At 70.9% G+C, this 24,065-nt stretch carries 24 protein-coding genes; 18 read left to right on the top strand and 6 right to left on the bottom strand.

From position 1 onward, the window contains the following. The first annotated feature begins 67 nt into the window (after nt 1-67). Nucleotides 68-1,378, top strand: coding sequence for a 3-phosphoshikimate 1-carboxyvinyltransferase (aroA, locus tag QC180_RS15245; protein WP_278263387.1), 1,311 nt, complete (start codon nt 68-70; stop codon nt 1,376-1,378). Then, a complete protein-coding gene (gene rsgA / locus QC180_RS15240; protein ID WP_278263667.1) occupies nt 1,375-2,376 on the top strand; it encodes a ribosome small subunit-dependent GTPase A in 1,002 nt (333 codons plus the stop codon). Before aroA ends, rsgA begins: the two co-directional genes overlap by 4 nt. Nucleotides 2,377-2,403: 27 nt before the next feature. Here rsgA and QC180_RS15235 read toward each other — a convergent pair whose 3' ends face one another. Further along, nucleotides 2,404-3,273, bottom strand: coding sequence for an Ig-like domain-containing protein (locus QC180_RS15235; RefSeq protein ID WP_278263386.1), 870 nt, complete (start codon nt 3,271-3,273; stop codon nt 2,404-2,406). Between the two features lie 194 nt (nt 3,274-3,467). Here QC180_RS15235 and QC180_RS15230 point away from each other — a divergent pair, with 194 nt between their 5' ends. Further along, nucleotides 3,468-3,785 (top strand): hypothetical protein, encoded by a 318-nt coding sequence (locus QC180_RS15230; protein WP_278263385.1) that lies wholly within the window; start codon nt 3,468-3,470, stop codon nt 3,783-3,785. Here the strand turns inward: QC180_RS15230 and QC180_RS15225 are convergent. From QC180_RS15225 to QC180_RS15215, 3 genes are all read right to left on the bottom strand, one after another. Continuing rightward, the gene (locus QC180_RS15225) at nt 3,782-4,936 is read right to left on the bottom strand and encodes a hypothetical protein (protein WP_278263384.1); all 1,155 of its coding nucleotides are present in this window, start codon (nt 4,934-4,936) and stop codon (nt 3,782-3,784) included. The genes QC180_RS15230 and QC180_RS15225 overlap by 4 nt on opposite strands. Before the next feature lie 186 nt (nt 4,937-5,122). Further along, the gene (locus QC180_RS15220; protein WP_278263383.1) at nt 5,123-6,661 is read right to left on the bottom strand and encodes a serine/threonine-protein kinase; all 1,539 of its coding nucleotides are present in this window, start codon (nt 6,659-6,661) and stop codon (nt 5,123-5,125) included. A gap of 160 nt (nt 6,662-6,821) precedes the next feature. Continuing rightward, complete coding sequence (locus tag QC180_RS15215; RefSeq protein ID WP_278263382.1) at nt 6,822-8,747, bottom strand: N-6 DNA methylase; 1,926 nt, start codon at nt 8,745-8,747, stop codon at nt 6,822-6,824. A gap of 289 nt (nt 8,748-9,036) precedes the next feature. Between QC180_RS15215 and QC180_RS15210 the strand changes: the two genes are divergently transcribed. The 3 genes from QC180_RS15210 (at nt 9,037) to QC180_RS15200 (ending at nt 10,697) form a co-directional block, all read left to right on the top strand. Then, on the top strand, nt 9,037-9,618 hold the full coding sequence (locus tag QC180_RS15210; RefSeq protein ID WP_278263381.1) for a DUF4352 domain-containing protein: 582 nt from the start codon (nt 9,037-9,039) through the stop codon (nt 9,616-9,618). Nucleotides 9,619-9,718: 100 nt separating this feature from the next. After that, entirely contained in the window at nt 9,719-10,177 is a 459-nt protein-coding gene (locus tag QC180_RS15205) for a MarR family winged helix-turn-helix transcriptional regulator (RefSeq protein WP_278263380.1), read from the top strand. Between the two features lie 73 nt (nt 10,178-10,250). Continuing rightward, complete coding sequence (locus QC180_RS15200) at nt 10,251-10,697, top strand: hypothetical protein (protein WP_278263379.1); 447 nt, start codon at nt 10,251-10,253, stop codon at nt 10,695-10,697. Between the two features lie 13 nt (nt 10,698-10,710). Here the strand turns inward: QC180_RS15200 and QC180_RS15195 are convergent, their stop codons facing one another. Further along, the gene (locus QC180_RS15195; RefSeq protein WP_278263378.1) at nt 10,711-11,046 is read right to left on the bottom strand and encodes an ArsR/SmtB family transcription factor; all 336 of its coding nucleotides are present in this window, start codon (nt 11,044-11,046) and stop codon (nt 10,711-10,713) included. Between the two features lie 70 nt (nt 11,047-11,116). Here QC180_RS15195 and QC180_RS15190 point away from each other — a divergent pair, with 70 nt between their 5' ends. The 7 genes from QC180_RS15190 (at nt 11,117) to QC180_RS15160 (ending at nt 18,506) form a co-directional block, all read left to right on the top strand. Then, nucleotides 11,117-12,712: an ABC transporter substrate-binding protein gene (locus tag QC180_RS15190; RefSeq protein ID WP_278263666.1), complete on the top strand. Its 1,596-nt coding sequence runs from the start codon at nt 11,117-11,119 to the stop codon at nt 12,710-12,712. Beyond that, on the top strand, nt 12,670-13,701 hold the full coding sequence (locus QC180_RS15185) for an ABC transporter permease (RefSeq protein WP_474646464.1): 1,032 nt from the start codon (nt 12,670-12,672) through the stop codon (nt 13,699-13,701). The genes QC180_RS15190 and QC180_RS15185 overlap by 43 nt, the downstream gene beginning before the upstream one ends. Further along, complete coding sequence (locus tag QC180_RS15180) at nt 13,694-14,518, top strand: ABC transporter permease (RefSeq protein WP_278263377.1); 825 nt, start codon at nt 13,694-13,696, stop codon at nt 14,516-14,518. Before QC180_RS15185 ends, QC180_RS15180 begins: the two co-directional genes overlap by 8 nt. Further along, nucleotides 14,515-15,399 carry an ATP-binding cassette domain-containing protein gene (locus QC180_RS15175; protein WP_278263376.1) on the top strand — a complete coding sequence of 295 codons (885 nt, stop codon included), beginning with the start codon at nt 14,515-14,517 and terminating at the stop codon, nt 15,397-15,399. Before QC180_RS15180 ends, QC180_RS15175 begins: the two co-directional genes overlap by 4 nt. Beyond that, nucleotides 15,396-16,163, top strand: coding sequence for an ABC transporter ATP-binding protein (locus QC180_RS15170; protein WP_347567327.1), 768 nt, complete (start codon nt 15,396-15,398; stop codon nt 16,161-16,163). The genes QC180_RS15175 and QC180_RS15170 overlap by 4 nt, the downstream gene beginning before the upstream one ends. 31 nt (nt 16,164-16,194) lie before the next feature. Continuing rightward, nucleotides 16,195-17,583: a decaprenylphosphoryl-beta-D-ribose oxidase gene (locus QC180_RS15165; protein ID WP_278263375.1), complete on the top strand. Its 1,389-nt coding sequence runs from the start codon at nt 16,195-16,197 to the stop codon at nt 17,581-17,583. A gap of 212 nt (nt 17,584-17,795) precedes the next feature. Beyond that, a complete protein-coding gene (locus QC180_RS15160) occupies nt 17,796-18,506 on the top strand; it encodes a DUF8020 domain-containing protein (protein ID WP_278263374.1) in 711 nt (236 codons plus the stop codon). A 53-nt stretch (nt 18,507-18,559) separates the two neighbouring features. On the opposite strand, the gene QC180_RS15155 is transcribed toward QC180_RS15160, so the two are convergent. Then, entirely contained in the window at nt 18,560-19,768 is a 1,209-nt protein-coding gene (locus QC180_RS15155) for a cytochrome P450 (RefSeq protein WP_278263373.1), read from the bottom strand. A 163-nt stretch (nt 19,769-19,931) separates the two neighbouring features. Here QC180_RS15155 and QC180_RS15150 point away from each other — a divergent pair, with 163 nt between their 5' ends. From QC180_RS15150 to QC180_RS15130, 5 genes are all read left to right on the top strand, one after another. After that, nucleotides 19,932-20,909, top strand: coding sequence for a 3-oxoacyl-ACP synthase III family protein (locus QC180_RS15150; RefSeq protein WP_474646451.1), 978 nt, complete (start codon nt 19,932-19,934; stop codon nt 20,907-20,909). A gap of 6 nt (nt 20,910-20,915) precedes the next feature. After that, the gene (locus QC180_RS15145) at nt 20,916-21,782 is read left to right on the top strand and encodes a beta-ketoacyl-[acyl-carrier-protein] synthase family protein (RefSeq protein WP_278263371.1); all 867 of its coding nucleotides are present in this window, start codon (nt 20,916-20,918) and stop codon (nt 21,780-21,782) included. A 17-nt stretch (nt 21,783-21,799) separates the two neighbouring features. Beyond that, complete coding sequence (locus QC180_RS15140; RefSeq protein WP_278263370.1) at nt 21,800-22,150, top strand: hypothetical protein; 351 nt, start codon at nt 21,800-21,802, stop codon at nt 22,148-22,150. Nucleotides 22,151-22,271: 121 nt separating this feature from the next. Then, the gene (locus QC180_RS15135; protein WP_278263369.1) at nt 22,272-23,294 is read left to right on the top strand and encodes an NAD-dependent epimerase/dehydratase family protein; all 1,023 of its coding nucleotides are present in this window, start codon (nt 22,272-22,274) and stop codon (nt 23,292-23,294) included. Then, nucleotides 23,291-24,043: a glycosyltransferase family 2 protein gene (locus QC180_RS15130; RefSeq protein WP_278263368.1), complete on the top strand. Its 753-nt coding sequence runs from the start codon at nt 23,291-23,293 to the stop codon at nt 24,041-24,043. Before QC180_RS15135 ends, QC180_RS15130 begins: the two co-directional genes overlap by 4 nt. Nucleotides 24,044-24,065: the final 22 nt, after the last annotated feature.

Raw genomic sequence — 24,065 nt, 5'->3', positions numbered from 1 at the left:
CAACTCCGGGTGACGCACAGCACCCGACCACGCCGATTTGCCCGCCACTGGTGTATCCGGACCGCACATGAGAGAGGATGGGCGGGTGAGTTTCTGGCCAGCGCCCCATATCGAGGTCCCCGTCCACGCGACCGTGACCCTGCCCGGTTCGAAATCCATCACCAACCGCGCGCTCATCCTGGCCGCGCTCGCCGACGGGCCCTCCACCCTCACCGGCGCGCTGCGCAGCCGCGACACCGACCTGATGATCGGTGCCCTGCGCGCGCTGGGCACCGGCATCACCGGTGACGCGGAGACCCTCGAGGTCACCCCCGCGCCGCTGCGCAGCGCGGCCGTGGACTGCGGTCTGGCGGGCACCATCATGCGGTTCCTGCCGCCCGCCGCGGCCCTGGCCACCGGCGACGTCGCCTTCTTCGGTGACGAACAGGCCCGCCACCGCCCGCTGTCCACCATCCTCGACGCCCTGCGCGCCCTCGGCCTCGACGTCGACGGCGACGCCCTGCCGTTCGTCGTGCACGGCACCGGCAGCCTGCGCGGCGGCACCGTCACCATCGACGCCTCGGGTTCCTCGCAGTTCGTCTCCGGCCTGCTGCTCTCGGCCGCGCGCTTCGAGCAGGGCATCACCGTGCACCACGACGGCAAGCAGCTGCCCTCGATGCCGCACATCGAGATGACGGTGGAGATGCTGCGCCGCGCCGACGTGGCGGTGTCCACCCCGGCCGACTCGCGCAGCGCGCAGACCTGGAGCGTCTCGCCCGGCCCGATCCGCGCGGTGGACTGGGAGATCGAGCCCGACCTGTCCAACGCCACCCCGTTCCTGGCCGCGGCCGCGGTGACCGGCGGTGAGGTGAGCGTGCCGATGTGGCCGCGCGGCACCACCCAGCCCGGTGACGTGATCCGCGAGATCCTGGTCCGGATGGGTGCCGAGGCGCGCGTGTTCGACAATGTGCTCACCGTGCGCGGCCCGGAACGCCTGGCGGGCATCGACATCGACCTGCACGACGTCGGCGAGCTCACCCCCACCGTCGCCGCGCTGGCGGCGCTGGCCGATTCGCCGTCCTACCTGCGCGGCATCGCGCACCTGCGCGGGCACGAGACCGACCGGCTGGCCGCGCTGTCCACCGAGATCAACAAGCTCGGCGGCGATGTCACCGAGACCGAGGACGGGCTCGAGATCGTCCCCGCGCCCCTGCACGGCGGCCGGTGGCACTCCTACGCCGACCACCGGATGGCCACCGCGGGCGCGATTCTGGGCCTGCGCGTGCCGGGTGTGGAGATCGAGGACATCGGCACCACCGCCAAGACCCTGCCGACCTTCGTGGCGCTGTGGGAGCAGATGCTGTCCTCCGCGTTATCGGGTGAGGGAGCGGTGCGCTGAGCCGCCGCGGCCGCAGCGCAGCCAGCTACGACGAATCCGACGTCCGGGTGCGTCCGGGCAAAGCCTCGCGCCCCCGCACCAAGACCCGCCCGCAGCACAGCGACGCCGAGGCCGCCATGGTGGTCTCGGTGGATCGCGGCCGCTGGGGCTGTGTGCTCGACGGTGACGCCGAGCGCCGTATCGTCGCCATGCGCGCCAGGGAACTGGGCCGCACCCCGATCGTGGTCGGCGATCAGGTCGACGTGGTGGGCGACCTGACCGGCAAGCCCGACACTCTGGCCCGGATCGTGCGCGTGGCCGACCGGAGCACCGTGCTGCGCCGCACCGCCGACGACACCGACCCGTTCGAACGCATCGTCGTCGCCAACGCCGAACAGCTGTTCATCGTGGTCGCCCTCGCCGATCCCCCGCCGCGCACCGGTTTCGTGGAGCGGGCGATGGTCGCCGCGTACGCCGGTGGGCTGGAACCGATCCTGGTGCTCACCAAGCGTGATCTGGTGGCGGAGTCCGCGTTCGCCGCGGCCTTCGAAGGTCTGGATCTGAAGATCATCTACGCCGGGATCGACGACCCGATCGAGCCGGTCCGCGAGATCCTCGAGGACCGACTCTCCGCGCTCATCGGGCACTCCGGTGTCGGCAAGTCGACGATGGTGAATCGTCTTGTCCCCGATGCCTATCGGGCCGTGGGCGAGGTCTCGGGAGTGGGCAAGGGCAAGCACACCTCCACCCAGTCGGTGGCGCTGCCGCTGCCCGAGGGCGGCTGGGTGATCGACACCCCCGGCGTGCGCTCGTTCGGCCTGGCCCACATCACCCCCGACGACGTGATCGCCTCGTTCACCGACCTGGCCGACGCCATCGAGGACTGCCCCCGCGGCTGCACCCACCTGGGCCCACCCGCGGACCCCGAGTGCGCCCTGGACCGCCTCCCCGGCACGGAACGTCGCGTCGCCGCGATCCGCCAACTGCTCACCGCGCTGATCTCCAACGAGACCTGGTAGCAACCGGTTCCGTGCCGGGGCGTCGGCCTAGAAGCCGAACGAACCGGTGCCGGTGCCGCCGCCGTCACCCGGGTCGGGATCGGTCGGCAGCTCGGCCACGGTGACCACCTTGGTGGTCGAGGAGCTGGCCACGCCGCTGCGACCGGAGAAGGTCGCCCCGATCGTGTACGCGCCGGGCGCGCCCGGGGTCCAGACGATCGACGCCTTGCCGTTGGCGCCGACCGGGATGTCACCCAGGACGTTGTCGCCCGCCTTGAACTGCACCGTCCCGCCCGCCGCGGCCGGGGACACGCTGGCCTCCAGCGTCACCGCCTTGCCCACCTGGGCGCCGGTCACGTCGGTGATCGAGGTGCTCGACACCGCGTCGCTGGACACCGTGATGGCCGGGCCCTTGCCCTGGTAGGTGCCGTCACCGAGCGAGCCGCCGTAGTGCATGGAGGTCGGCAGCGGGGTGTCGCGGGCACAGTTCACGCCCACGGTGTACTGGATCTCGAAGGTCTGCGACTTCGGCGAGATGTTCGGGTACACCGGGTATTTGGTGATCCCGAACTCCGCGCGGATCCAGTCCGAGGACGAGGTGTCGATGGACACCGCGTCGCCCGACATCTTGGCCGAGCCCGGCACCGGGGTCAGACAGGCCGGGTGCAGGTCCTTGATCGAGTAGATGTACTCGACCGGGATGCCGGTGCGCTCGAACTTGGTCGTCACCGTCACCGTGTCACCGACGACGGGATTGGTGTTCGACACCGTCCTGGTGAATTTGCTGTTGCCGTCGCTCCAGCTGATCGAGCCGGGCGCGGCCGCGGCGGTCCCCGGCATCACGGCCACCGCGAAACCCGCCGCCACCGCGAAGGCGGCCAGCGATCCGGCCGCACGCTGCACTGTTGTGTTCACCATCGTTGTCTCCAGATAGCTTCGGGCGCCCTCGACCACGTCGTCGAGGCGTCGATCCGCCCGAGGTGGCAGCAGTAGATCACGCGCGGGCACCCCACCGGATCAAATTCAGAAATGAGCATTGGTCAGATTGCGAATTCGACTCGCGTTCGCTCGCGTTCACGATGAGGACACCGCGCGCCGGTACCGTCATGCCCATGAAGCCACCGGCGATCGGTTATCTGCGCCGCGACATCTCGGGTGTCGCCCAATCCTGGGACGAAACGCAGATCCGTTCGCTAGCCGAGCGCATGGGCTACCGCTGTACCAAGACCGTGGTCTTCAGCGAGCGCACCCTCGACCCCCTGGGCAAACTGCTCGAGGTGGTCGCCAGCACCGAGGCCGCCGCCGTGGTGACCGCGGGCCTGGCCCACTTCGACCACGACCTGCCCGAGCGGCTGCTCGCCGTGTGCGACATCGTCACCGTCTCGCCCGAGGTCGTGCACGCCCGCACCCGCCCCGCCCTGCCCGCCTAAACCAGCGCGCGATAGCGGCCGTCGGCATCGCACGCCAGACGGCCGCGGCGCACGGCCAGGTTCAAGCACGCCTCGATCCGGTCCTCGGCCGCCCCGGTGCGGTCGTGCCCGAACTGGGTGAGGGTGGCCCACACGATGTCGTCGAAGCTGTGTCGATCCCGTTGCGCCACATGGGTGATCGCGTTGACGATCTCCTCGGCGCAGATGGTCTCGATCGGTCGCGACACCGTGGGCGGAGTGAACCGGAAGCCCCGCCAACTGCCCGGGTCCAGGTCGGAGGGCCAGACGAACACGCCCAGCGAGGTGGCGCGCATCAGGCTCTCGGGTACCTCGCCGAGCACCCGGATCTGCTGCTTGTCCGAGGGCGCGCGCACCCCGAACCGCTGCGCGACCCGCGCCACCAGCACCCCCCGCTCGATCGGCCCCTCGATCGCGATGGTCTCGCGCACCGCCTCACGGATGCGCACCGGAATGGTGGCGGCGCTGTCGCGATCCAGATCGACCGGGGCACCGAGCGCTCCGGTCGGCGCGCTCGCGTACGGGATGCCACTGGGCAGCCAGTGCTGGGCGCTGCGCGTACGCAGCACCCAGTCCGGAGTCTGCGCGACGGTCGCCGCGCCGAGCGGTGCCGGAGGCGGGGCGTAGTGCGCCTGCGGAATGGGCCGAGCCGGAGTGACCGGCGCGTCCTGCGGTCGGGATGACGCCGCTTCCGGACGCTGCGGATACTCGTGCGGCGCGGGCGGATAGGGCTGCGGCACAAGATCGGGCTGCGAGGTCGCCGGGTACGGCTGCCACACGGGATCGGGCGGCGACGCGGACGGGTACCGATGCTGCGCGATCTCGGGCTGCGAAGTGGACGGGTAGGGCTGCTGCGCGTGGTCGGGCGGCGTGTACGGCTGCGGCGCACGGTCGGGCTGCGGGGGCACGGACCGGCTCGGATGGGGCGCGAAGGTTCGCCTGTTGCGGCGGTCGCCGAGCGCGAGCTGCCAGATGGTGGTGAGCGATACACCGGTGCCGAACACGAAGAAGCCGACAGCCAGGGTGATCTCGACGGCGTCGCCGTTGCCGATCCCGGTGAAGTAGCCGACCGTGCCCAAGAGCACGAAGAACAGCCCCACCAGCAACCCGACCAGCCAGCCGAATTTGCCCATCCACCGCACCGCACGCACTCCACTTCCGCGCACCCGCGCGAGGCGCACCCGATGGCCGACGCGCTCCCCCGTCGGCGAATGCGAGGAGTTTACTCCGACCCACCGACACTGCCCGTAGCCCGAACTATGCTCGGCGGGCGCCGATAGCGACCCCACCGGACCGCCCCTGCCACGGATGGATCGCGGTCACCGGCGGAGTTCGGCGGACAGTTCCTCGACGCGGCGGCGGACCGGGTCGTCGGCGGGGCGCAGCATCTCGAGGTCGGTGCGCAGCTGGGTGAGGAAGCGTTCGGCGCGGGTGCGGTCACCGGCGGCGGGCAGCCATTCGGCGATGGCCAGGCGCAGGCGGATACCGTCCTCGCCGAATTCGGCGTCGGTGCCCCGGATCTCGCCGAAGAGGCGGTACAGCTCGTCGACGGCGGCCGAGGCGGACAGCTCGCCGAGCACGGCCCGACAGCCCACGGCGGCGACGCGGGCCCGCCGCAGCCGCGCGCTCTTGGGTCCGCCCACGCGCAGTTCGATGGCTTCCACCCGCTCCCATTCGGCCAGCGCGCGGCGCTGTTCCCCGCTCTGCGCGAGCGCGAGCGCGATATCGCGGTGCAGGTCACCGGCTTCGGTGCCGTCGGGGCCGTAGCGGCGGGCGACCTCGTCGACCACGGCGAGCAGCGCCTCGGCGGCCTGCGCGTAGCGGCCGAGGGCGCACAGTTCGCGGTAGCGGGCGGCGGCGTCACCGAGGTGGCCCGCCTCGGTCATCGCCTGCCGCGCCGCGCGATGCGTGGGCGCCGGAGCCGGGGATTCGAGATCGGCGGGCGGGTTGGGGCATCGGTAGATCCGGGTGGGGTCCGGCTGACCGGGTGGCAGCGCGGCGGCGGGCGCGCCGGGCGCGGGCAGGAACGGCAGCAACCGCCGGTAGACCTCCTGGGCGGAGGCGGGCCGTTCGGACGGGTCCTTGGCGAGCAGGTCGAGGACCATTTCCTCGAGCGCGGCGGGGATCTCGGGGCGCAGGGCGCGCAGTGGGGTCGGAGTGTCGGTGAGGTGCCGGTTGTAGGCGTCGAAATCCGAGCGGGCCTCGAATACCCTGCGCCCACTGCACATCTCGTGCAGCACACAACCGAGCGCGTACAGGTCGGCGCGCGGCCCCACCTCCTGCCCGTTCACCAGCTCCGGTGACATGTACGCCGCCGTCCCGAGTACCGAGCCGGTGCGGGTGATCCGACTGGTGCTCCCGTCGAGCAGCGCGGCGATCCCGAAGTCGATCACCTTCACCACTCCGTCACGGGTGAGCAGCACATTGGCCGGTTTGAGGTCGCGATGCACCACCGGCAACGCGTGCGCGTAGGACAGCACCGTCGCGATCTGCGCCCCGATGGCCACCGCGACCTCCACCGGCAGGGCAGCCCCGAGCCCGGCGAGGTAGTCGCGCAGTGTCGTCCCGTCGATGTGTTCGAGCACCAGGTAGACGCTGTCGGCCCTGGCGTCGAGCACCGCGTCGTAGACCTGCGGCACGCCGTGGTGCCGGATGCGCGCGGTGACCCTGGCCTCGCGCCGGAACCGCGCCACGAACTCGGCGGCCAGATCGTCGCGGGAGGCGAACTGGCGCACCGCGATCCGCTTCACCGCCACCGCCCGGTCCAGCACCGTGTCGTAGCCGAGCAGCACCTGTCCCATGCCCCCGGCCCCGAGCGCGCCGGTGATCTCGTACCGGTCGTCGATGATCTCGCGCACCCAGCTACCCCCGGACCGACGCTTGCTACGGACCAGAGCACGATACTGCCTCGCCCCCACCGAGCCGCCGCCGATCCACCCGCGCACACGCGACAACTCCGAGGGCGGACGCGCCTCCAGCCGACCCCGCGCAGCGAATCCTGATGCCGCGAGGCGGGAGTCAGCCGACGGGTGGTTCCAGCGCACCGGCGGTGAGGCCGGTGGCGAGGTGGTCGGCGGCGACGCGGGCGGCGTCGGCGGTGGTGCGGGCGGCGACGCGGAGCTGGTGCAGGCGGCGGAAGGCGGCACCGTAGCGGCGCTGGTCGGCCAGCGGGAGCAGGGGAATGCGCAGGCGGGCGGGGTCGAGGCGGATGGTGGTGGTGCCGTAGGTGGCGGTGGCATTGTCGGGGCTGCCGATGAAACCGGCGAAGAACCAGGGGTCGACGCGGTCGGGATCGGTGCGGAAGACCAGCACGCCCGGACCGGGGACGGCGCCGACATCGGCGTCCTCGGCGACGCGAGCGCCCTGAGCCGCGCCGTGGTCGTCGCGCAGACGCGAGACCAGCACGTCCCCGGCTTCGATCGGCTCCCCCGCCGGGGCGCCGGGCGTGGTGAGACCGGAGGGTGGGCGGCTGTCGAGCAGATCGTGTCCGGTCAGCACCGGGCGCCCGGGGTCGGCGGCGCCCTCGGCGGCTCCGGCGACGATGCGCACCGCTTTGCCCGCGACGAGATTGCCGACGGCCACGTGCCGCCACACCGTGCCCGGCGCGGAGGTCCAGTCCCGCACCGTCTCGGCGACCTCCCGCAGGCCGGTCAGGTTCTCCCCGAGCAGCGCGATGGCGGTGTGCGCGGCGGCGGCCGCGTTGTCCGGGTCGACGGCGGCGCGCACCTGCCGCGCGGGCGTCAGGTCGACATCGTCGTCGAGCAGATCCATCACCCGGACCACGGCGGTCACGTCGGCGACCGTGGCCGCCTGGTCGTCACCGCGCTCGAACGCACCCAGCGACGCGACGACGGTCTCGCTGATCAGCTGCCAATTCGATTGCTCACCACCGGGATTCGGCAGCCGCGTGGTGTCGGCGAACAGCAGCGTGTCGGTGACGTGCCCCGCTTCGGGCCTGCGCAGCACCCACAGTTGCAGACCCACCTGACGTGGCGTCGAGGCCCCCGGCGGCAGCGCGATCACCGCGCGCAGGGCGCCCCCGCGCAACAGCTCCATGCGAATCCGCCGCCCCGACGACCGCGCCGCCACGGCGGGCGGCAACAGCAGCACCGCGGTCCCGCCCGCGCGCAGGTGCGCGAGCGCGTGCTGGACCCAGGCCAGTTCGGACTCCCCACGCGGGGGCACCGAGTACGCCCAGCGCGGGTCCAGGGCCAGCTCGTCGGCACCCCAATCCCGTTGCGTATAGGGCGGATTGGCCAGCACACCGTCGACCTCGAGATCGGGGAACGCGTCGGCGAGCAGGGCGTCCCCCGCGCGGATGTCGGCGGCGGCCTCCGGTGCCAGGGTGGCGAGCAGCGCGGCGGCGCGGGCTGCCTGCACGGGCAGGATGTCCTGCCCCGCCAGCCGGGTCGCGCCGACCCCGGCCGCCTCGAGCAGCAACGCGCCACCACCGCAGGCCGGGTCGAGGACGGACTCGGGTGTGCCGGTGACGGCGAGTAGTGCGGCCATGAGCGCCGCCACCGGTTGGTCGGTGGGGTACACACCGGTGCTCGGCCCGTCGAGCCCGCGTTCGGCCAGCACCGCCAGCGTCTGTCGCACCCCGACCTCACCGATCGCGTCCCGCACCGCCGCGCGCACCGCGTCTCCCGCCGGGTCGGCGGGATCGGCGACGAAGGTCATGAGCGCGGCGACGTCCTCGGGCGCGACCTCGGCGCGCAGCAGGGTGCGTAGCCGCTGCACCGGTGAGTCGGCGGCGGTCACCCCGTGTCCGCGCAGCCACTGCCGCACCTCGGCGAGGTCGAACAGCGGCCGGGATTCGGAGCCGCCCGGCACGGGGGCGGGGAAATCGGCGTGCCTGCGCCGCCAGTTGCTGACGGTCGCGCGGGTGACACCGGCCAGCCGGGAGATCTCGGCGGCGGCGACGGTGGGCGTCGAGTCTGGCATGGGTCTCCTCGTGTCGAGGTTGACGATACACACCTTCATTGACTTCCCCAGGATCCAGTACACATGTTTTCACCATTCACGCTGAAAACATTGTTCTCCTGTTGCGTTCTCATGACGGGCGGTGTAGCGTCCTTCTCAACGGCGCGGCAACCACCGGCCAGCGCAGTCAACAGGCTCGAAAGATGTTGTGCATCAACTTCTTTCGTCATCCATTCCCGTTATCGAGCACCCCGCGGTCGACGGCCCACAGCGGTCGCGATCAGCCGTGCCCCCGCACAAGGAGAACGTCATGTCCAACCCCCAGTACCCCGCCGCCCCGCAGCAGCCCTACTACCCGCAGCCCCCGCGCAAGCGGCGGGTCTGGCCGTGGGTACTCGGCGGCTTCGTCCTCGTCGTCCTGGCGCTGTTCGGCGGCTGCGCAGCGCTGATCGGCAGTGCCGCCGAGGAGGTCGCCAAGAACGAGCAGAGCCGCACCTCGGCCGCTCCCGCGGGCACCGAGGTCCGCGACGGCAAGTTCAGCTTCACCGTCACCAAGGTGGACCCGCCGGTCACCACCGTCGGTGACAACCAGTTCCTGCAGAAGACCGCCCAGGGGGAGTTCATCCTGGTCTACGTCGATGTCGCCAACACCTCGAACGTCGCCCAGCAGTACTTCGGCTCCAACCAGAAGCTGATCGACGACCAGGGCCGCGAGTTCGCCAACGACACCACCGCCGAGATCAATGTCAACGACCAGCTGACCGCCGAGATCAACCCCGGCAACAAGGTCTCCATGGTTCTGGTCTTCGACGTCCCCACCGGCACCGTTCCCGCCGCCGTCGAATTCCACGACTCGGCCTTCTCCAACGGCGTCCGCGTCGCCTTGAAGTAGACCCGCGACGACCGTGGGGCCCAGCGTGCGCCGCTGGGCCCCACGGTCGTTGTGCCGCGCCGGGGCGAGCACCACCCCACCCGTGCGGGAAAATGAGGCGGTGAGCACCGACGACGCGCGATCCGGACCCTTGTTGAGCCCGACGATTCTGGTGATCACCCTGTGCAGGCGGGTGGAGGGCGAGCTGGCGGCGGCCCTGGCGCCACTGGACCTGACGGTGGCGCGGCTGGGACTGCTGGGGCACATCAACGGATTGCCGGGAGCCTCGTTCAGCGAGCTGGCGCGCATGTCCGGGACCAGCGTGCAGAGTGTGCACACCGCGGTGAAGGCGCTGGTCGCGGCGGGTCTGGTCCGGGACCGGACGGCACGGGCGGGATCGGCCTCGGTGATCGAACTGACGCCCCAGGGCACCCGGCTGCTCGGCCGGGCCCGCACGGTGGTGACCGAGGTCGATACCCGGATGTTCGGCCCGGACGCGGACCCCATCCAGCGCGAGGTCGGCGCGGCCCTGATCGCCGCCTTCACCGGCGCGGCCCCACCCGATCCCCGAGACCGATAACCGATCCGACCTTCAACATCCCTGAAGCTCGAGCTAGGCTTCAATCACATTGAAGGTCGGAGGGAGCAGGTCGGTGGAACATCTGTTGTTGTCGGTGCACGTGGTGGCTGGCATCGTCTTCGTGGGCGGGTCGGCGGTCGCGACCAGCCTCTTCCCGCGCTACGCGCCGGTCACCGACGCGGCGCCGGACCCGGAGTCGGTGCGCTCCCGGTCGGTGGCGGTCGCGATGCACCGCATCACCGGCAACTACGCCAAACTCGCGATCATCGTTCCGGTGATCGGCATCGTGTTGGCGACCATCCAGGGCCGGATGAACGAAATCTGGATCACCACCGCCATGATCACCACCGCGATCGCCGGTGGACTGCTCGCCGTGCAGATCCACCCGCTCCAGCGGCTCGCCCTCGCCGAACCCGACGACGGCACGCGCCTGCGTCAGCTGTCCATGCTGGCCGGGATCTACAACCTGCTGTGGACCGCCGTGGTGGTGTTGATGATCGTGCGTCCCGGATCGGACTGAGCCGCACCGACTCTCAGGCGTGCTGGGCGCCGATGGTGTGCAGGATCTCGTGGATGACCGGATCGGCGAGCCGGTTGGTCACCGTGCGACCCGACCGGGTGGACACGACACAGCCCTCCTGACGCAGCACCCGCAACGCCTGGGAGATCGCGTTCTCGTTGCGGCCGAGCGCGGCCGCCAGCTCCCCCACACTGATGCCCGGCGCCCGGTGCAGGCACAGCAGGATCTCCAGGCGGCTGGGGTCCGACAGCAGGTCGAAGCGCTGCGCCCAGGCCCGGATCTCGACGTCACCGATCGCCCGGCGGCCGAGTTCGACCGGCGATCCGTCCAGCGTGCGTGGCTCTCCCATGGCGGGGTTCAGTGTAGCTCCCCTATCATCTGTCCATCTGTTCAGATAAACAGGAGTTGGGCGCGTGGGAATGTTCGGGGTCAGGCCGCTGTGCACGCTGGGAGCGGCGCTCGCGCTGGCGATCTCACTGTCCGCCTGCGGGGCGCCGCAGAATGGGTCGCCCGACGCGATCGTGCTGGCCGACGCTTACGAGCTGGGTGGCTACAACCCGGTGGCCGGGTACGGCGCGGCCGGGGAGGCGAAGGTCTACGACGGCCTGCTGCGCCTGAGCGGCGGCACCGGCCTGCCCGGCTTCACCCCCGCGCTGGCCACCGAGGCGCCGACACCGAACGCCGATGCCACGGTGTGGACCGCGCCGCTGCGCCGGGGCGTGCGCTTCAGCGACGGTTCGGAGTTCGACGCCGCCGACGTGGTGGCGACCTACCGGGCGATCCTGGACCCCGCGTCGGCCTCGGAGGTGCGGTCCTCGTACTCGATGATCGAGGAGGTCGAGGCCCTCGACCCGCACGCGGTGCGGTTCACCCTGCGTCACCCCTACGCCGCGTTCCCGACCAAACTGCTGATCGGGATCGTGCCGTCGGAATCGGTCGCGACGCCGGGCCCGGCCACCGAATCCCCGCTCAACGCCGCCCCGATCGGCACCGGCCCCTACCGGCTCACCACGCTGGAACCGACCCGAGCGATCTTCGAGGCGAACGAGAACTATTGGGGCGGAGCGCCTTCGGTCAAACGCCTGACGTTGCTCTACGTCCCCGACGACAACACCCGCGCCCAACGCATGGCGGCGGGCGAACTCGACGGCACCTCACTGCCTCCACTTCTGGCGGCCACCTTCGACGGGCGCGCGGGAATGTCGGTGCGGTCCAACACTTCCGCCGACTGGCGCGGGGTGTCGATGCCCGCCGCCGACCCGGTGGCGGGCGATCCGGCCATCCGGCTGGCGCTCAATCACGCGGTCGACCGGCAAGCGATGATCGACAACATCCTCGGCGGCCACGGCAGACCCGCCTACACACCGCTGCCCGAGGTCTACGGCGACGCGCACGACCCGACCGCCGTGTTCGCCTTCGATCGCGCCCGCGCCGAGCAGATTCTCGACACCGCCGGATGGCGCGCGGGGGCCGACGGTGTGCGCGCGAAAGACGGTGTGCGCGCACGGTTCACGGTGATGTACAACTCCACCGACACCCTGCGTCGCGATCTCGCGCTGGCCTTCGTCTCCGACGCGCGCAAGGTGGGGGTCGAGGTGGATCTGGCGGCGCTGTCGTGGGATCGGATCGAGCCACGCATCACCCGCGACGGCATCCTGCTCGGCGGCGGTGACGAGCCCTACGACCCCGACACCCAGGTCTACAACACCCTGCACTCCCCCTCGGCCGACCTCGGCAGCCCGTACGACAACGCCAGCCGCACCGACGATCCGGTGATCGACGCCCAGCTCGACATCGCCCGCCGCAGTAGCGATCCGGCGGTGCGGTCAAGCGCGTACCGGGCGGTGCAGAACCGCTACATCCAGGACCCGAGCCACGTGTTCCTGGTGCATCTGGACCACACCTATGTGCTGAAGGACGCCGACTGGAACACCTCGGGCCCGATTCTGGAACCGCACGCGCACGGCGTCACCTGGGGTCCGTGGTGGTCGTTGCAGACCTGGTCGCGCCGGTGACACGCGGCCGATGGCGCGGGCGCGGGATCGCGGCCATGGTCGGCAGGCGGGTACTCGTGCTGGTGCCCGTGTTGATCGCGGTGTCGGCGGCGCTGTTCGCGGCGGCGGCGGTGTCGCCGTTCGATCCGCTGGTGGGCTATCTGGGTTCGCGCTACGAGTCGACCAGCGCGGCCGACCGGACCCTGCTCACCGAGCAGCTGGGCCTGGACGCCCCCTGGTACCAGCTCTACGGGCGCTGGCTCGCCGACCTGATCCACGGCGACCTCGGCGTCTCGCGCGGATTCTCCCAGCCGGTGGGTGGCCTACTCGCCCAACGACTTCCGTGGACGATGCTGCTGGTGGTCGTCGCGATGACCGTGGCCGTCGTGCTGGCGCTGAGTGTGGGCGCGTGGGCGGGAATGCACCGGGGCGGGCCGGTCGACAAGGCGGTCGCGGCGGTCTGCGTGATGTTGCAGGGGCTGCCGCCGTTCGTGGTGTCGCTGGCCGCGATCGCGCTGTTCGCGGTGGGGCTGGGCTGGCTTCCGCCCGCCGGACTCACCGACGCGGGCGCCGATCCGGATCTCGCCCAGGTGCTGCGACATCTGGTGCTGCCCGCCGCCGCGCTGGCCCTGTCGCAACTGCCGTGGCTGCTGCTGGCGGTGCGTGAATCGGTGTCGGGCAACCGCGCCGAGGATTTCGTGGTCGGTGCCGCGACCCGGGGTATCGACACCGCGACCATCACCCGCGGGCACATCCTGCCCACCTCGCTGGCGCCGTTCGTGACCATTCTCGGCGTCCGGCTGCCCGAGGTGGTGGTGGGTGCGGTGCTGGTGGAGGAGATCTTCTCGTGGCCGGGCATCGCCGGGGCGTTCGTGCGCTCGGCCCAGGATCTGGACATGGCGCTGCTGGCCGTGCTCACCGTCGGCATCACCTGCGCGGTCATGCTCGGGTCGCTGCTCGCCGATGTCGCGGTGGTGCTGCTGGATCCCCGGGTGCGGGCCGATGGCTGAGCGGCGGCGGCTCTACGCCGCGCTCACGGTGCTGCTGGCGGTGGTGGCCTACGCGGTGCTGGTGCCGTGGCTGGCCGGAGTCGACGAACGGCTGACCGATTTCGCCACCGCCCGCCAGGCCCCGTCGGGACAGTGGTGGTTCGGCACCGATGCCGCCGGGCGATCCCTGTTCGTCCGGATCGCGGCGGCCCTGCGCACCTCACTGATCGTCGCCGCGTGCGCGGCGGCGCTGTCGACCCTGCTGGGCGTGCTGGTCGGTGCGGTGTCGGCGCTGGCCGGTGGCCGGGTGGACCGGGTGATCATGCGTTGCGCCGACACCGCCAACGCGCTGCCGCATCTGCTGCTGGGCATCGTCATCGTGGCGCTGTTCCGGGGGAATGTGGCGGCGGTGGTGTTGTCGATCGGGCTCACCCACTGGGTGCAGGTGGCGCGCATCGTGCGGGCCGAGAGCCTGAGCCTGCGCGAACGCGACTACGTCGCCGCGGCCGTGCTGGCGGGCGCGCGCCGCACCCACCTGCTGCGCACGCACCTGCTGCCCGCCGTCGCTCCGCAGGCCCTGATCGCGGTGGTATTGCTGCTGCCCCATGCCATCTGGCACGAATCGACCCTGTCGTTCCTGGGTTTCGGCCTACCCCCGCACGAACCGAGCCTGGGCACCCTGCTCGCCGAGGCACGCACCTCACTACTGCTGGGCGGCTGGTGGACGCTGCTGTTCCCGGCCGGATTCCTGGTGCTGACCACGGTGGCGGTGGCCGTGGCCGGGTCCTCGCTACGCACCCTGCTGCTGCCGCCGACACCGTCGAGGATGCCGCGATGACCGGACTGACCATCGAAGACCTGACCGTGCGGATTCCCGTCCGACCGGGTGAGGTGGTGCACGCCGTCACCGAGGTCTGCCTGGAGATCCCAGCGGGCACGGTGACCGCGCTCGCGGGCGAATCCGGGTGCGGCAAGTCGATCGTCGCGAGCACGATCCTGGGCGTGCTGCCCCCGAGGGCCGTCACCACCGGGTCGGTCCGCCTCGAGCTGGCCGACCGGAGCCTGGACATCCTCGCCGACCGGGAGCCGTATCGGGGCCGCCACATCGCGCTGGTCCCGCAGTCACCGGGCACCCACTTCACCCCGGTGCGCACGATCGGCTCCCAGCTCACCGAGACCATCGCCGCGCTCGGCACCGGGCACGATCCCGCCGACCTGCTGACCAGGGCCGGACTCGAACCCACCGCCCTCGGGAAGTTCCCGCACGAGCTGTCCGGCGGCATGGCCCAGCGGGCGGCCGTGGCGGCGGCCCTGGCCGGTGACCCGGCGGTCATCGTCGCCGACGAACCCACCGCCGGTCTCGACCGCGCCCGCACCGACCAGATCGGCGCCCTGCTGCGCGACTGCGCCGACCAGGGCGCGGCGGTCCTGCTGATCACCCACGACCTCGCGCACCTGCTGCGCGCCGGGATCGCCGACACCCTCGCCATCATGTACGCCTCCCGGCTGATGGAGGTCGGCCCCGCCACCCAGGTCCTCGACGACCCCTGGCACGACTACACCCGCGACCTGCTCGCCGCCCTCCCCGAACGCGGCCTGCGCCCCCTGCCCCACCCACCGCGCCCGCTGACGAACCTGTCCGAGCTGTGCCCCTACGCGGGCACACCCACCGCCCTGGCCCGCCGCGACCAGCGCCTGATCCGCGAACCGAGGCCATGATGCTCGCTGCCGACGCCGTCACCGTGGGCTACGACCCGGCCACCCCGGTCGTGCGCGAGGTCGACCTGCGCGTCGCTCCCGGCGAAATCGTCGGTATCACCGGCGATTCCGGCTCGGGCAAGACCACCCTGGCCCGCGCGCTCGCCGGACTGCTCACCCCCACCGCGGGCCGGATCACCTGCGACGGGAAGCCCCCGCGCCACCAGCGCGGCGCGGTCGCCATGGTCTTCCAATCACCGCGCGCCGCCACCAATCCCCAGCTCACCCTGGCCCGGATCATCGCCGAACCCGCGGTCATCCGCGGCGGCCCCACCCCCGACCTGCCCGCCCTGGCCGCCGAGGTCGGCCTCACCCCCGACCTGCTCGACCGCCGCCCCCACGCCCTCAGCGACGGCCAACTCCAACGCGCCTGCGTCGCCCGCGCCCTGGCCCAACGCCCGCGCTACCTCATCCTCGACGAGGCCACCGCCATGCTCGACGCCGCCACCACCGCCACCGTCATCCGCCTGATCATGGACCGCGCCACCACCGGCCTCGGCGTCGTCCTGATCAGCCACGACCACGCCCTCCTCGACATCGCCTGCACCTGGGTGACCGACATGCGGGCGGAAACACTGAGCGAATCGGACGTCGCCTGCTCGCGAGTGACGGAGACGGGCGCGGGAACACTGAGTGCATCGGACGTCGTCTGCTCGCGAGTGACCGAGACGGGTGCGGAAACACTGAGTGCATCTCCGCAGAAACCGCACGATAACCTCAGGTAGGTCTCAGGAAACGCTCTTAGCGTGAGCCCCTGTGACTTTCGCGCCGCAGGAATCCCGCACCACCCGACGCAGCCTGACCGGCTGGTGCCGGACCGCGCCGACCGTGGCCGAGGTGCTGCGCACCCCCGACCTCGCGGTGATCGCCGAACGGGTCCGCACCGCCGGACCGCGCGGGGTGATCGCGCGCGGACTCGGCCGCAGCTACGGCGATCCCGCGCAGAACGCGGGCGGCCTGGTGGTCGACATGACCGCGCTGGACCGCATCCACCACATCGACCCCGACAGCGGCATCGTCGACCTCGACGCGGGCGTCAGCCTGGACACCCTCATGCGCCGGGCGCTGCCGCACGGGCTGTGGGTGCCGGTGCTGCCCGGCACCCGGCAGGTCACCATCGATGGCGCGATCGCCTCGGATATCCATGGCAAGAACCATCATTCGCAGGGCAGCTTCGGCAACCACGTCGTCTCCTTGGACCTGCTCACCGCCGACGGCTCGCTGCGCACGCTCACCCCCGAAGGCCCCGACGCCGCCCTGTTCTGGGCCACGGTCGGCGGCATGGGCCTCACCGGCATCGTCACCGGCGCGCGAATCCGCCTGAAGCACACCGAGACCGCGTACTTCCTCGTCGACAACGACCGCACCCGCGATCTGGACGAGACGATGGAACTGCTCACCAACGGCTCCGACGACGGCTACGACTATTCGATGTCGGTGCCCGACACCATTTCCACCGGACCGAAACTCGGTCGCGCCGGATTCAGCCGGGGTTCGCTGGCCACCGTGGATCAATTGCCGGTGAATTTGCGACACCGACCGTTGAATTTCGATGCGCCGCAATTGTTCACCGTGCCCGATATCTTCCCCAACGGAATGGTCAACAGCGTCACCACGCGGATCGCGGCCGAGGCGGCGCATCGACTGTTCCCGCGCCGCGCCCGTGGCCGAATCCAGAATCTGACGCAGTTCTATCACCCGCTGGATCTGCTCGGGGAATGGAACCGCGCCTACGGGCGTCGCGGGTGGTTGCAGTACCAGTTCTCGATGCCGTTCGGCGCCGAGCGCCAGCTCGCCGACGCCGTGCGGTTCGTCGCCGAATCCGGCCACCACTCCTTCCTCAACGTGTTCAAGCGGATGGGCGCGAGCAACCCGGCGCCGCTGTCCTGGCCGCACCCCGGATACATGCTGAGCTTGGACTTCGCCCTCGCCGACGGTCTGGACCGGATGTGCGCCGACCTGGACGAGCGGGTGCTGAGCGCGGGCGGGCGACTCTATTTCGCCAAGGACTCGCGCACCTCGCCCGCCATGATCGCGGCCATGTATCCCCGGCTCGAGCAATGGCGACGGGTCCGTGCCGCGGTCGATCCCGAACAGGTGTTCGCCTCGGATCTGTCCCGGCGACTCCACCTGACCGAATCCTGACGTGCCCTAGATCACGATCCGGAAAATTCGCCCGAAAGCCATTCCCGGCACATGAATTTCACCGGCGATGACGCAGATCACTGTCCGTTTCGGCCTCTCAGGACATTTTAAGTTACTTTTCGGCAACATTCAGTTGGACACTTGCTCATGGGTGCTCGATCGAGGGCCTGCGCTCCTCCCGGAGCACCGCCATTGAGGGAAAGACTGCATTCATGAAGTTCAGCAAGGTTGCCGCAACCTCCGCACTTGTCATCGCCGCGCTCGGTGTCGCCACCGGCACCTCGCACGCCGCTCCGGCGCCCGCCCCGATCCCCGCCTTCCTCGACGGCGTGCAGCAGGGCGTCAACCAGGTGCTGCCCGGCATCAACTGGAAGACCGGCATCGAGGGCGACGCGGTGTTCGTCGAGACCGACGCGGGCTCGCTCACCACCGAGAACAACCAGTTCCAGGTCCGCGACGACCAGGGCAATGTCGTCGCCGCGCTGCCGCTGGCCTACACCATCGACGATCTCGAGTACCCGATCGACGCCGCCATCGACGGCACCCGCGCGCTGCTGACCCCGCGCACCGAGGCCGCCGCGGCCCGCCCGGCCGCGGTCAAGCCCGTCGTGCGCCAGGACGCCTTCGACGACGCCGTCTCCGCCGCGGCCACCCAGTTCGGCATCATCACCTCGATCGGCACCCTGGTGGGCACGCTGGTCGGCGGTGGCGCGGGCTGCGTCATCGGCGGTATCGGCGGCCTGGTGCTGGGCATCCCGGTGCTCGATCTCGGTGGCGCCACCGGTCTGGCCGGGTGCCTCGCCGGTGCGGCCATCGGCATCCCGCTGGGTGCCGCCGCCGGTCTGGTGCTGACCGGGGTGCCCGCCGCGATCGTGGTCGGCATCGGCTTCAACAACCGCATCAACGCGCCCGAGAACCAGTAGTCCCGCGCGCTGGCAAGACCCCGTCCACCCTGGTGGGCGGGGTTTTCGCCGTGTCAGGTCAGCCGGATGCGCAGTGTCCGGTAGGTGGGGATGAAGACCTTGCGGCGGTACTTCCGTTCGACGATCTCCCACGGCCGACCCGCCGCGGTGAGCGCTTCGAGCAGCGCGGTCAGTTCCGAATGCACGAGCTGGGCGCCCAGGCACAGGTGCCTGCCGCCGCCGAACCAGAGCTGACGGGTCTCGGGGACGTAGTCGCGGTCCACCCGGAACTCGCCGACCGCGTTGTTGATCGTCCAGGTGAGGATCTTGACGTGCTCGCCCGCCCGCAGATCCCGGTCGGCGACGCGCACATCGGCGGTCACCGAGCGCCCGACCAGATAGGCCGGACTGGTAACCCGCAGCGTCTCGCGCACCGTGTCGCCGATCCGGTCCGGCGCGGCGAGCAGCGCGCGGTGCTGGTCGGTGTCGTGCAGGATCGCGACCATCCGGGTCATGGCGCTGGCCAGGGTGTCGGTGCCCGCCACCGCCATGAGAATGGCCAGGCCCGCCGCGTGCTCGACCTCGAGCCCGAGTTCCCGGCAGCGGCCCAGCGTGGTGTCGGGGTCGGCGCGGGCGTAGGCGTCGGGCACATTGACGGCCAGCTGGGTGGCCAGTTCCCTGGCCCGCGCCACCGCGACGGGGTCGAGTGTGGTCGAGGCCATGGTGCCGAAACCCAGGTTGACCAGCTCTTCGACATGGTGGAACAGCCGCAGGAACAGCGCGTCCTGATCGGCGTCGGGGTCACCGCCGATGGCCGCGGCGATGTCGACCGGGCGCATACCGACCAGGTCCGAGACGCTGCGTCCGACCAGGATCTGCGCGCGGGTGGCGATGTCGACGGTCTCGCCCGCGGCCAGCCGGTCGCGCAGATCGTCGAGATCGGGCCCGATCACCCGGCGGACCAGGGCATCGGTGTGGGTGAGGGTGAACAGGTCGCGCACCTTGGCCCGCAGCGCGGTGTGACCGGGCCCCTCGAACAGGTCCTCGACCCACTCCCCGATGACCTGGGCCCACCAGTGCCCGGCCGCGCCCTCGGAGACGATGCTGAAGTGGGTGCTGTCGTTGTAGATCTGGCGGGCGACGAGCGGATCGGCGACGAACCAGCCCAGTCCAGGGACCTTACGGATCGGCCGCGCCACCCGGCCCAGCAGCAGTAACCCCGGTAGCCACGGCTGACCTGCGGCGAGAAGAACGAGTTCCTGACGACGAGCGGCACTCCACACCCCGGCAGAATCTAGCCGACCGTGACCGAATAGTGAAGATCTGTGACTAGGATCGGCGGGATGCGCGGAGGGCGGGCTGTCCCTCGCGCGATATCGGAGAAGTGTGAATGCCATGGTGAACTCGACAATCGAAGCTGTCGGTGCGTATCTGCCGACTCGGGAAGTGACCACCGCGGAGCTGATGCGCCAGCTCGCTGTCGACGCGCCGCTGGATCTGGAGAAGGTCAGCGGCGTCAGCGCGCGGCGAGTACGCGCCGAAGACGAGGACTCCTTCACCATCGCGCTGGCGGCGGCGCGCGGCGCACTGGCGAACTCCCGCTACGAGGCCGCCGACCTGGATGTGATCATCTCCTGCTCGATCACCCGCACTCGCGGCGAGGACTTCTGCCTGGAGCCCTCCTTCGCGCTCATGCTGCGCAACGCGCTCGGTGCCCGACGCGCGATCCACTTCGACGTCTCCAATGCCTGTGCCGGGATGATGACCGGAGTCCTGGTGCTGGACAGGATGATTCGCTCCGGCGCGGTACGACGGGGCCTGGTGGTCTCGGGTGAGTGCATCACCCCGATCTCCGACACCGCGGTGCGCGAGATCTCGCAGAAGTACGACCCGCAGTTCGCCTCGCTCACCGTCGGTGACGCGGGCGCGGCCGTGGTGCTCGACGGCACCGACGGGCCCGGCCTGGACTACGTGGAGCTCAACACCAGTGCCGCCTTCGCGAAACTGTGCCTGGGCATGCCGAGCGATCAGGGCCCCGGCGTCGCGCTCTACACCGACAACCGTGCCATGCACAACGAATCGCGCTACCTGCTGTGGACCACGCGCCAGCGCGAGTTCCTCGCCGCGCGCGGCTCCCGCTTCGCCGACGAGGGCTACGACTACCTGATCCATCACCAATTCAGCGGTCCCGCCGTCGAATTGATCGACAAGATCGCCGAGCGCGAGTTCGACGCGGTGATGCCGCCCAAGCTGGCCGTGCTCGACCGGTACGGAAACACCGCCTCCACTTCGCATTTCGTGGTGCTGCACGACGCGCTGCGCCAGGGACTGATCGCGCCGGGGTCCAGGGTGCTGCTGGTGCCCGCCGCCTCCGGGGTGGTCGCCGGGTTCCTGTCGGTGACAATCGGCGAACTTCGGGTATAGGACAGTATGGGAATCATCATTTCTTCGGCCGTCACGCAGTCCGGCGGCGTCAGCTCGGTGGGTCAGGCGGCCGAGGCCGCGCGTGCCGCGCTGACCGGCGCGGGCTGTACCACCGAGCAGGTCGACGCGCTCATCAATGTCGGGGTGTACCGCGACGCGAACCTCGTGGAACCGGCGGTGGCGGCGCTGATCCAGCAGGCCGCCGGGATCGGGCTGGACTATCGCGCCGGAGAGCTGCCGTGCCTGTCGTTCGACCTGATGAACGGCGCGTGCGGGCTGGTCAACGCGGTCGGGGTGGCGTCCTCGCTGCTGGCCGATCTGCCCACCGGCCACGTGGTCGTGGTCAGTGGTGACGCGCACCCGTCCCAGCGGGCCGACGCGGATTTCGCCTTCGAGCCGGTAGGTGCGGCACTCGTGCTCGAGAACCACAGCGACGCAGTTGGTTTCGGCGGCGTGCACGTGAGCGCCGGTGACACGCTGCCTGATCCGCAGGGCTACGTCACACTCTCGGCCATGGGCGCCGAGGGTCGATCCTCGCTCACCGTCGAACTCGCCACCGGCACAGCCGAACTCGTCGAGCACGCGGCCGCCGCGGCCCGCGAGGCGCTGGCCGCCGACGACATCGACCCCGCGCGGGTGGTGCTGCTGTGCGGCAAGCCGACCCCGGATTTCGCCGCGTCGCTGGCCGCCGAGCTGGGCATCGACACCGTGATCACCGACGATTTCGCCGGTGACGCCCACACTTCCGCGCTCACCGCCGCGTTCGTCGCGGCCAGGGACGCCGGAGCGACCGAGCGGCCGTTGCTGTTCGTGGCCGCCGACGGCGGACCGACCGCGGCGGCCGTGACCTACCGAGGACTGGGAGTGCAGTGACCAAGCCGAGCCGACCGATGCATGCCGTTCCCGACCTGGTCGACGACGACACCTGGACGGTGCGGCCCGCGCGCACCGGGGCCGCCCGGCATCGCGCGCAGGTGCCCGACCGCACCCTGGTGCTCGCGCTGCGCTCGATCCCGATCATCGGCTGGATCTTCCTGGCCGTCGGCGTGCTCCGCCCGTTCCGCTCCCGCCCGCTGCGGGTGATCTTCTGGATCGATGCGTTCCTGAGCGTCGTCGTGCACGCCGCCCAGGTGCCCGCCGCCCGCCGCGAGGCCGCCGAGCGCGGCATCACCCCCGGCCGGGCCACCGCCATGACCATGCTGCTCGGCGCGACCTGGTGGAAGACCCTCGACCCCCGATGAGCACCCGGCCGGGCTCGCGCGACACCACTGGGCGCTCGCGCGCCGAGGGGATGTCGTCGGCTCGCGCTGGCCGACGCCGGGGGTCGGCGATCCTGTCGGGGTGTCGTCGTAGGGTGGCGCGATGACGGTGCTGGTGACGGGGGCGAGCGGGTTCGTCGGTGGGGCGGTCGTGCGCGGGCTGGTGGCGCGTGGGGTGCCGGTGCGGGCGATGGTGCGGGATCGCGCGAGCGCGCCCGAGGGGGTCGAGGTGGCGGTGGCCGATCTCGGGGACGCGGCGGCGCTGGCCCGCGCGGTCTCCGGGGTCCAGGCGGTGGTGCACGCGGCGGCGCTGCTCGGGGAGTTCGGGCGGCCCGCGGAGTTCTTCGCGGTGAATGTGGCCGGGACGGATCGGCTGATGCAGGAGGCCGCGGCGGCCGGGGTCGCGCGGTTCGTGTTCCTCGGCAGCCCGAGCGCGCTGATGGCACCGGACGGCGGCGATCAGCTCGACATCGACGAGACGGTCCCGTATCCGACGAAGTTCCTCAACAGCTACTGCGAGACCAAGGCCGTCGCCGAGCAATTGGTGCTCGCCGCCGATACCCCGGAGTTCACCACCTGCTCCCTGCGTCCGCGCGCGGTGTGGGGTCCGGGTGACCGCAGCGGCCCCGTCATCCACCTGCTGGCGAAACTGCGGGCCGGTCGGCTGCCTGACCTGTCCGGTGGCCGTGAGGTATGGGCGTCGCTGTGCTACATCGACCATCTCGTGCAGGCGGTGGCGCTGGCGCTGACGGCGGAGAACATCGGTGGCCGTGCGTATTTCGTCGCCGACGCCGAGCCGGTGCCGGTGTGGCCGACGCTGGACGCGGTGGCCGAGCGCTTCGGATTGGCCGCGCCGAGCATCGCCCTGCCCGCGCCCGTACTCGGTGGCGCGCTGGCCGCGATCGAGACGGTCTGGCGGATTCCGGCGGTCGCCCAGCGGTGGACGCCGCCGCTGTCGCGCTACGCGGTCGCGCTGGTCACCCGCTCGGCCACCTACGACCTCTCGCGCGCCGAACGCGAGCTGGGTTTCCGACCGGAGATCACCTTCCCCACCGGCCTGGACCGTTTCCACGCCTGGGTCGAGGAGACCGGCGGACTCGATCGACTGCTGGAGGGCCCACCATGACCGAACTCTGGGTGGTGATCCCCGCCTTCGACGAAGAACGTGGCATCACCGCGACACTGGAAGCCGTTGCCGCCCAACGTGACACCGATTTCACGGTGGTCGTGGTGGACAACAACTCCACCGACCGCACCGTCGAGATCGTCGAGAAATTCGCCGCGATCCATCCGGTGCCGCGCATCGAGGTGATCTCCGAGGCACAGAAGGGCACCGGCGCCGCCGCCGACACCGGCATGCGCTACGCCATCGCCCAGGGCGCCACCCTGCTGGCCCGCACCGACGCCGACTGCCTGCCCGCACCCGACTGGACCGCGCGGATCAGGGCCGGTTTCGCCTCCGGCCTGCGCCTGGTGAGCGGCCAGCTGATCCCGCGTACCGACGAGGGGGTGTCCTGGCTGGACCGCACGATCATCCGGGTCGCCCTCGAGGTCGCCTCCGCCTTCGGCAAGGTGCGCTCGGGGAACCGGGACCCGAAGTATCTCGGTCCGTACGTGATGACGCCGGGCTGCAATATGGCGATCACCGCCGAGTTGTACACGGCCGCAGGCGGTTTCCCGCGCACCGCCATCGAGGACCTGCACGAGGATCGCGCCCTGGTCAATGCCGTGCGCACCATCACCACCGACTACGGCCTGCGCAGGGACGTGCGCGTGCACGGCTCGAATCGGCGGGTGCGCGCCTGGGGAATCCGTAAGACACTGGCCTGGTACGCCGATCACCGCTATCGTCCCGACGTCGTCGATATCCGGTGAGACGGCAGGACCGAGGGGGAAT

This window comes from Nocardia anocheti (assembly GCF_029675105.1).
Taxonomy (GTDB): Bacteria; Actinomycetota; Actinomycetes; order Mycobacteriales; family Mycobacteriaceae; genus Nocardia.
This window is presented reverse-complemented; position numbering and strand designations above follow the sequence as displayed.